Source organism: Streptomyces sp. NPDC004435, from assembly GCF_042873895.1.
Lineage (GTDB): Bacteria > Actinomycetota > Actinomycetes > Streptomycetales > Streptomycetaceae > Streptomyces.
In genome coordinates this window covers 503,498-512,078 of the sequence record NZ_JBIAMB010000002.1, presented here as the reverse complement: position 1 = coordinate 512,078, position 8,581 = coordinate 503,498, and the positions used below count along the sequence as shown (strand labels likewise).

The window sequence follows — 8,581 nt, the reverse complement described above, 5'->3', positions numbered from 1 at the left end:
ACCTCGACCAACCGAAACCGGCTGGACGGGGTATCAACTAATCTGGCGTTGATTTTTGGCACGCTGTTGAGTTCTCAAGGTGCGGACGCTTCCTTCGTTCCTGTTTCCAGGCCCTCCGGGCGCTTCCTGCGCTTTCTTCGTTTCCGACTCTATCAGATCTTTCCGATCCGATTTCCTCGGTGCTTTCCGGTCCCTTTCGCTTTCGCTCTGGGCCCTTCCGGCGTTTCCGACTCTATCAGATCCTTTCGGCGTCTGATTCCCAGTCAGCGGGATTCGTCTTTCCGGCTGTTGGGCCGTTCCGACGTCTCAAACCTTAGCGGATTCCTTCGGCGACTCACAATCGAGTCGGTTCGAATTGAATTTCGGCATGCCGAAATTCATCCCGTGAGGGAGACCGTGCTGGGTTGAGGTGCCGCTATCGCGGCGGGATCGGCTGTCGCAGAACCGTTCCGGCTCCGTGACAACTCGGAGAACACTACGCGTCCCCCAGGGGGGTGTCAACCCCCCTCCGGTGACGTCCGAGAGTGCGTTCAGTCGAGGTCCGTGAGCCTGCCGCCGGCGTCCGGCTGGGTAAGTTCCACACGGCGCAGGAGGCGGATCAGCGCGTCTCCCAGGGCGACACGCTCCTCCGCGCCGAGGTCCTGGAGGAGCTTCTCCTCGAAGTCCGTGGCCATGCGCATCGCCTCCAGCCACTTCGACCGGCCCTCGTCGGTGAGCTCGACGATCACGCGGACGCGGTTGGTCTCGTCGCGGTCCCGGGTGACCAGGCCCTCGCCGGCCATGCGGTCGATGCGGTGGGTCATGGCCGCCGGGGTGAGGCCGAGGCGCTTGGCCAGCTCCCCCGGACCCAGACGGTAGGGGGCACCGGAGAGCACGAGGGTCTTGAGGACCTCCCACTCCGCGTTGCTGATGCCGAGATCGGCCAGCTGGCGACCGTACGCCACGTTCATCCGGCGGTTCAGCCGGCCGAGGGCGGAGACCACTTTCTCCACCTGGGGGTCCAGGTCGCGGTACTCGCGCTGATAGGCGGCGATCTGCTCGTCGAGCGTCGGCTCCTGCGGCTCTTGCGAGGCGGGGCGCTCGGGGGTGTCGGACATGAGGACGAGTATCCCATGGACCTCGTTGGCGTTGAAGTCCTTCTATGTGTAGTGTTAAGGATCGAACTTTAGTGTTGAAGTCTTGAGGGTTCAGGCGTACACGGCTGAACCCGCGACCGAAGTGGGTGAGTGTGACCAAGGCGAGGGGCGCCGCGATGCGCCGGATTCAGGCAGGCAGCGCGCTGAGCGCGTTCGGACTCGGCTTCACCGTGCCGTACCTCTATGTGTACGTGGCACAGGTGCGGGATCTGGGCGCGACGACCGCGGGTGTGGTGCTGGCCGTCTTCGCCATGGCCGCGCTCGTGGTGCTGCCGTTCAGCGGGCGGGCGATCGACCGGCGCGGGCCCGTGCCGGTGCTGCTGGCCGCCTCCGCTCTGGCCGCGGTCGGCGCCGTGGGGATGGGTCTCGCGTCGAGCGTCCCGGCGGCGGTGGGCGCCGCCGCGCTGCTCGGTGCGGGTACCGCGGTGCTCCAGCCGGCGCTCGCCACGATGATCGTGTGGTGCTCGGAGCCCGTCGGCCGGACGCGTGCCTTCGCGCTCCAGTTCTTCCTGCAGAACCTGGGTCTGGGTCTCGGTGGTCTGATCGGCGGCCTGCTCGTCGACGTGAGCCGCCCCGACAGCTTCCTGCTGCTGTTCTCGATCGAAGCCGTGATGTTCCTGGTGCTGGCCGCGGTGGTCGGTACCGTGCGGATGGCCGGTTCTCCGGCGCTCCAGGGCCCGCGGCCCGCCGACGGCGGCAAGGGCGGCGGGGTCCGGGCGCTGCTCGGCCACAAGGCGATGGTGCAGCTGTGCGTCCTCGGCTTCGTCCTCTTCTTCGCCTGCTACGGACAGTTCGAGTCGGGTCTGGCCGCGTACGGCACCGAGGCCGCCGGCATCGCGCCGTCGACGCTCGGCATCGCGCTGGCCGCCAACACGGCGGTGATCGTGCTGGCGCAGTTCCTGGTGCTGAAGTTCGTGGAGCGCCGCAAGCGCACCCGGGTGATCGCGGCCGTCGGCCTGATCTGGGCGCTCGCGTGGATCATCGCCGGGTACGCGGGGCTCGGCCACGGCAGCCAGGCGATGGCGACGGCCGCGTTCGTCTCCACGTACGCGCTCTTCGGTCTGGGCGAGGCGATGCTGTCGCCGACCGTGGCCCCGCTGGTGGCCGACCTGGCGCCGGAGTCGATGGTGGGCTCGTACAACTCGGCCTTCGCCCTGGTGAAGCAGCTGGCGCTGGCGGTCGGGCCGGCGGTGGGCGGTCCGATGGGCGCGTCGCTGCACGGTCCCTACATCGTGACCTTCGTGCTGTTCTCGCTCCTCGTCACGGTGCTCGCGGTCCGGCTCGGCAAGCAGCTCACGCCGGTGCAGAACCAGCCGTCGCTCGCCGTGCGGCCCTCGCGGGTGGTGGCGCAGCACCAGCCCGAGAAGGAGACCGCCGCCGCTGCCTAGCCGGGCGCCGAAGTCGCAGTCAGGTACGTACGGGCCGGCGGCTCCGACTCGTCCGCCGCCGGCATCCGGCGAGGGCGGGCAGGCCTCAGCGGGTCGACGCCATCGCGGCGAGGGCCGCGCCGACGACACAGACGACACAGAAGACGAGGTGCGAGGGCGGCCAGTCGTACCGCTCGCGCGTCACTCCCCGGTTGATCTCATGGCTCCACCGGGTGAGGCGGGCACGCGTCGGGAGGAGCCCGACCGTCAGTCCGATCAGGGTGAAGGCGTACAGGGCCAGGTCGGCCATGACCACGACGGCGGCCCCGCACCCGACGACGACGGCCGGGTAGACGAGCCGGAACCGTCGTACGGGGATCCACGCCGCCATCGCGGAACAGTGGATCACGGTCGCCGCCGCGGCGATCGGCCACCACCACGTGCCGTCGAGGGACGGGGGCAAGGGCCGTTCTCCTTTTTTCGAGACCTGCGGGGGACGGGATGCGGGGGTCGTCCAGAAGACGGCCCCCGCAGGCACGTCTACGGTCCGGCCCAGGTCAGAACCATGTGCTCAGCGTACCGATGATGGGTGACACGAGGTCGTGGCCGAACTGGGTGACCTTCGTCGCGACCTTGCTGCCTCCGACCGCCCCGATCCACTTGGACTGGCCGAACGTCAGCAGGCCGAGGACGGCACTGCCGGCGGAGGCGGCGAACTCGCCGCTGGTGAACCCGTACTCGATGCCGGTGAACACGGCGCTGAGGGCACCGGCGCCGAGGGACACGTAGCCGAAGACACCGGCGGCGACGGCGAGCGGCGGGAAGGCCAGACTCGCGATGCCGAGGCCGGCGGCGATGAAGCCGGTGCCGATGCTGACGTAGTTGGCCGCGTCGGCCCACCACTTGGCGTCCTCGTACCACTTCTCGCCGCCGGTATTGCTGCCGTTCGGGTTGACCTGGTCGTGCGTGGGGCTGTCGGCCGGGTCGGTGTTCCTGTCCCGGTCCCGCTGGGCCTGGACGGCGGCCACCCGGGCGGCTTCCGCGATCTCGGCCTGCCGCTTCTGGCTGGCGATGCGGCGGGCGTCGGTCGCGGCGGCGGCTGCCGCCTGGGCGTTCTGGCCGGCGACGAGCGCGGACTGGCGGGCGCTCGCCGCCGAGGACCGGGCGCTGTATGAGGAGCTCAGGGCCCTGCGCGCCGCGTCGACCGCCTTGTTCGCGGAGTAGTTGGCCGAGCGCGCGGCGCCGCGCGCGGTCTGTGCGGCGGCGCCGGCCGTCGCCGCCGACGCCTTGGCATCGGCGGCGGACCTGTCCGCGGCGTCGGCGTGGGCCTTGGCCTGCGACGCGTACGCCTCGGCGGTGTCGGCGGCGATCCGGGCCTTGTCGGCCCACTCCGAGGCCTCCTGGGCGGCCTTGCGGGCCTCCGCCGCCACCTTCGAGGCCAGTGCCGCGTTCTGCTGCGCCTTGTGGGCGATCTTCGCGGCCGCCGCGATGGCTCCGCGGATCGCGGAGATGTGGGCCACGGAGTCGTGGTCGAGCTGTGCGGCCTTGTGCCGCTGGAGCTCGATGAAGTTTCGCCGCATCCACGTGGGGCCCTCGAGCACCACCTCCGCGTACGCCTTGGTGTACTGGCCGCCGCCGCTGAGCAGGGTCGCGGCGGCGGCAGCGTCGTCCTCCCGCACCGCGGCCGGGTAGGTGCTCTCGAAGAAGTCCTGGAGAGCCGTCGAGGTGTCGGCGTCGAGCGCGGCCTCGGCCGCCTCCCGCACGGCCTTCCCGGGAGCGCGGCTGATGATCCGGGAGATCTGGACCCGGTTGTCGGTCGCCGCGGCCTCGATCAGACCCGAGGTCAGGAAGGCTTGCGTCGCCCGGGTGTCGGTGCTCGCCAGCGCCTGGTGCGCCGCCGTGCCGATCGCCGGGGCAGACACCTGGGCGAGATAGAGGGCGGTCTCCCTGTCGTCCTGGTCCTGGGCGAGGCCCCGGTCGGTGTCGATCCACGCCCGGACGTCCGCCTCCGTGCCGCACAGGGCGAACTGCGCGGCCTCCCGGGTCCAGGCCCCCTTCGCGTTCAGCAGGCCGACGGCGGCCTTGCGGCCGAGGGTGACGGCCAGCGTCAGGTCGTTGCCCGCGAGGGCCTGCTCGGCCTGGGTGATCAGGGTGTGGAGCGCCTGCTCGGTCTGCTGGGCCTGTGTCCGCTTCCGCGCGAGTTCGGCCTGCTCCTCCGTCTCGATCCGGGCGAGCAGCCGCGCCTCCTCCAAGCCCTGCTGCTTCTGCTCGTCGAGGCGGGCAGACTCCGCGTTCCGGGCGGCTTGTTCGACCGCGATCGCCTGCTCGACCGCCTTGGTGGCGGCGTTGGCCGCCTGGACCGCCGCTGCGGCATGGGAGGTGGACTTGTTGGCGAAGTCGATCGCCTGACCGGCGTACTTCGCCGCCTCTTCCGCGGCGGCCGCGGCGTTCTCCGCGTGGGTGGCGGCCGAGTTGGCGGCGTCACGGGCGGTGCGGGCGGCCGTGGCGGCCGATTCGGCCAGGGCCTTGGAGGTGGAGGCCGCGTTGGTGGCCAGGTTGGCGGCGTTGCTCGCGATCTGCGCCTGGCGCTTCGCCTCGGCGGCCTCCTTCTGGGCCACGCCCGAGGCCTGGGCGGCCTGGGCGGAGGCGTTGGCGGCGGCGGCCGCGTTGCGGGCCGCGGAGGCGGCCGCGGAGCCCGCACCGGCGGCCTGCGCCGAAGCGGTCGCCGCGTAGTCGGCGGCCTGGGCGGCCGACCGGGCCTGGGCCGCAGCATTGCGCGCGGCGACCGCGGCGTTCTTCGCGGCCTGCGCCTTGCCCGCGTCCTTCGACGCGGCGATCGCCGAGCTGTAGGCCACCGAGGCGGCGTGTCCGGCGGTGGCGGCCGCCTGGGAGGCGGCGGTGGCGGCCCAGGAGGCGCGCCGGGACGCCGTCACCGCGGCGTGGGAGGCCCTGATGGCGTTGCGGGCCGCGTCGGCGGCACCGGACGCCGCCTTGGCGGCCTTGGTGGCGGCGGCCTTGGCCTTGGTCACGTCCGTTCCGGCCGCCGCGGCCTCGGCCGCCGCGTTCTCGGCGGCGGCCTTCGCTTTCTCGGCCGCGGTCCGGGCGCGCTCGGAGGCCTCCACGGCCAGGTTGGTCTCGGCCTGGGCCCGCTTGCTCTCCCGCTGGACCACGGCCACGAGTTCCTCGATGGTGGCCGACTCCTGGTCACGGGCGCGGGCGATGTGCTGCCCGGTGTCGAGGAACCAGCGGACGTCCGTCTCGGTGCCGCTGAGGGCACGGTCCGCGTACTTCCGTACCTCCGGACCGGCGTTGAACATCAGGGTGGAGACCTGGACGCGCATGTCCTCCAGGTGCGCCGTGTACTGGCCGTCGGTGAGGAAGGCCTCCAGCGCCATCCGGGTGCCGGCGTCCAGGGCCTTGGACGCCTCCTTCTTGACTTCCCGGCCGCCGGTGCTGGACACGGTGGACGTCGCCACCCGGAGGTCCTCCAGGATCGCGGCCTCGAACCCGCCGGCGACGAAGGCGTTGATGGTGCTGTCGCCGCCGTCGATGGCGGCGGTCGCCTCGCGGCGCAGTCCCTTGCCCGCGGTCGCGAGGTAGGTGAAGAGGGCGACGTAGTTGTCCTGCTGGGTCGCCTTCGGCAGCGTCTGGAGGAGGAAGGCCTGCACGTCGGCGTCCGAACCGTGCAGGGCCTCGGCCGCCGCCGCCTTGACGGCCCGCCCTCCCAGCATCCATGCCCTGACCACCTTGGCGCGCTCGGTGTCCGGCAGCGTGAGGGGCTCCGGCGTGCCGGCCCCGCCGTCGGCCGCGTGTCCGACGGGTGCGAGCGACAGGGGAGAGGCGGCGGCCGCCGCGACGGCGGTCGCGACGCCGACGAAGCGTCGCCTGCTCCAAAACGTGTTCTGCATATGGGTAATGCCCCCCCGGGCCGCGATATGAGCCCATGAAAATGACCGCCACATGTCTGGCGATTCAGCGCACCCAACCTACGTTCGGATCCCCGGCATTTCAATCAAGCAATGTCAGGTCTCGGGAAGGGGCGGAATCGCATGAAGCAAAAGGTCGAGAAGGCGACGAAGAGGGAAGCGTTCGCATCGACACCCAAAAGGTAAATGCACACACCAGACAGTCGGTTATTCCACGAGATCTTCACGAGATTCCCCACAACCGTCACGCCTTGTGACGGAGGTCACCATCGCCAACAAGGCTTTTTGTAGGCGACTTGACGAACTATCAGTGGACGGAGGTGGCCCCGTGGGGCTTTCATGAGCGGGCCGAAGAAGGCTTGAATCCGGTTTCTGGAAGGATCTCCAGAAACCGGATCCCGGCGTAATTCACCGCATGGGGGCGCGGGTATGCCGGTGCGCTTATCGTGACACCGGGGGATTCTCAGGATGCTCACACCTGCGCAGTTCCCTCCAGTATTCATCGGGAATTCAAGAAACGAGACAGCAATGAAGTTCATTCGTCGCGCAGTGGTCGCGGCCGCGGCCGTGGGAGCCGTTCTCGGTCTGTTCGCGACCGGCGCCGTGGGCGGCGCCGAGCCCGCCGATCAGCTCCGCGTCGCACCGGTGGCCGACGAAGCCCCGGGGTACGCGGTCGAGACGTTCTCCTACCCCGACGCCGCGAAGATCCTGGCCGAGCAGGGCATCACCCTGAAGCACGGCGACGGCCACATCCTCCTCGCCCCGTGCGGAAGCGAGGCCGGCCTCCTCGAAGTGTGGGCGCGTGGCCGCGACAAGGTCTGCTTCAAGGTGACCGGCAGCAGCGGCTTCCTCAGCCTGGACATCCCGGCCGTCTTCGCCATCAAGGGCAACGACTACAGCACCTCGGTCGACATGACGGTGGGCGCCGAGCAGAAGTCCTTCGACCTCGTCAAGAACGCCTGGACCTCCGTCGGTGAGGCCACCGACCCGGAGGGTCGCGACCACGCCCTCGTGGAGATCACCGCGAAGCGCTGACGGGCCCCACCGACACCCGGCGGCACCCAGGTCGGCCGCCCGGCCGCCGACCGGCGTCCATCCCGACGCCGACTCCCGGCCCCACCAACCCATTTGACGAGACGCTCCCTCCTCGCGGGACGCCTCATTGTGAAGGAACACTCACCATGACCAAGCGCTCGCAGTCCTTGTGGGTCACCAGTGCGGTGGCGGCGTTCGCCGCCGTCCTCACCGCGGCTCCCGCGAACGCCCTCAACGGCGCCGACGCCACCACCGGACTGAACTTCGTCGCCAAGATCAACATCGGGGACAAGGCCGCCTGCACCGGCTCGCTCGTGGCCGAGCAGTGGGTCCTCACCGCCGCGTCCTGTTTCAGCTCCGCCGGCATCTCCACCAGCGGCAAGCCCGCACTCGCCACGACGGTCACCGTCGGCCGCACGGATCTGACGCAGACGGGCGGCAGTGTGCAGCCGGCTCTCGCCCTGGTTCCGCACGCCGACCGCGACCTCGTCCTCGTCCGGCTCAGCAGCCGGATCGCCGGCACGGCCGTCAAGCCCGTGCAGATCGCCTCCGCCCCCGCCACGGGCGGCGAGCAGCTGACGAAGGCGGGCTTCGGGCGTACCAAGACCGAGTGGGTGCCCGACAAGCTGCACGCCGGCAAGTTCACCGTGGCCTCCGCCACGGGCACGGCGGTCAACCTCGACGGCTCCGACACCGCGACGGTGTGCCAGGGCGACGCCGGAGGGCCCACCCTGCGCACGGTCAACGGCGTCCCCCAGCTCGTGAGCGTCACCTCCCGGTCCTGGCAGGGCGGGTGCCTCGGCATCGACCCCGTCGAGACCCGCACGGGAGCGGTCGACACCCGCGTCGACGACCTGGCCGGATGGGTGAAGGAGGTCGTCAGCCGCGAGAAGGTCACGCCCGCCGACATCGACGGCGACGGCAAGGACGACCTCGTCCTCCAGCGGATCGACGGCTCCGTCGTCGTCCACCGGAACCTCGGCACCACCTTCGGTCCGGGCACCGTCATGTCGACCGGCTGGGGCCGCTTCGTCACCGGTGCCGACCTCGGCCGCCTGTACTTCGCGGACATCACTGGTGACGGCAAGGCCGACCTGGTCGTCCACACCTCGGAACG

6 protein-coding genes are annotated in these 8,581 nt (G+C 70.6%); 3 read left to right on the top strand and 3 right to left on the bottom strand.

All coding sequences use genetic code 11. The features are described 5' to 3' along the window. Positions 1–530: 530 nt before the first annotated feature. Positions 531–1,097 (bottom strand): MarR family winged helix-turn-helix transcriptional regulator, encoded by a 567-nt coding sequence (locus ACFYT9_RS05545; RefSeq protein WP_376602786.1) that lies wholly within the window; start codon positions 1,095–1,097, stop codon positions 531–533. Positions 1,098–1,252: 155 nt separating this feature from the next. Here ACFYT9_RS05545 and ACFYT9_RS05540 point away from each other — a divergent pair, with 155 nt between their 5' ends. Continuing rightward, positions 1,253–2,524 (top strand): MFS transporter, encoded by a 1,272-nt coding sequence (locus ACFYT9_RS05540; RefSeq protein WP_389161079.1) that lies wholly within the window; start codon positions 1,253–1,255, stop codon positions 2,522–2,524. An 85-nt stretch (positions 2,525–2,609) separates the two neighbouring features. Here ACFYT9_RS05540 and ACFYT9_RS05535 read toward each other — a convergent pair whose 3' ends face one another. Together ACFYT9_RS05535 and ACFYT9_RS05530 are read right to left on the bottom strand one after the other, a co-directional pair. Then, the gene (locus ACFYT9_RS05535; protein WP_389161078.1) at positions 2,610–2,966 is read right to left on the bottom strand and encodes a hypothetical protein; all 357 of its coding nucleotides are present in this window, start codon (positions 2,964–2,966) and stop codon (positions 2,610–2,612) included. Positions 2,967–3,060: 94 nt separating this feature from the next. Next, entirely contained in the window at positions 3,061–6,411 is a 3,351-nt protein-coding gene (locus tag ACFYT9_RS05530; protein WP_389161077.1) for an ALF repeat-containing protein, read from the bottom strand. A 546-nt stretch (positions 6,412–6,957) separates the two neighbouring features. On the opposite strand from ACFYT9_RS05530, the gene ACFYT9_RS05525 reads away from it, so the two are divergent. Then, positions 6,958–7,464: a hypothetical protein gene (locus ACFYT9_RS05525; RefSeq protein ID WP_389161075.1), complete on the top strand. Its 507-nt coding sequence runs from the start codon at positions 6,958–6,960 to the stop codon at positions 7,462–7,464. Between the two features lie 146 nt (positions 7,465–7,610). Then, positions 7,611–8,581, top strand: a 971-nt coding sequence (locus ACFYT9_RS05520; RefSeq protein WP_389161109.1) for a trypsin-like serine protease, incomplete at its 3' end; no start/stop codon positions are given.

Coding starts and splice junctions, on each gene's coding strand:
- ACFYT9_RS05545 (WP_376602786.1), bottom strand. CDS start 1,097: ATGTCCGACACCCCCGAGCGCCCCGCCTCGCAAGAGCCGCAGGAGCCG.
- ACFYT9_RS05540 (WP_389161079.1), top strand. CDS start 1,253: ATGCGCCGGATTCAGGCAGGCAGCGCGCTGAGCGCGTTCGGACTCGGC.
- ACFYT9_RS05530 (WP_389161077.1), bottom strand. CDS start 6,411: ATGCAGAACACGTTTTGGAGCAGGCGACGCTTCGTCGGCGTCGCGACC.
- ACFYT9_RS05525 (WP_389161075.1), top strand. CDS start 6,958: ATGAAGTTCATTCGTCGCGCAGTGGTCGCGGCCGCGGCCGTGGGAGCC.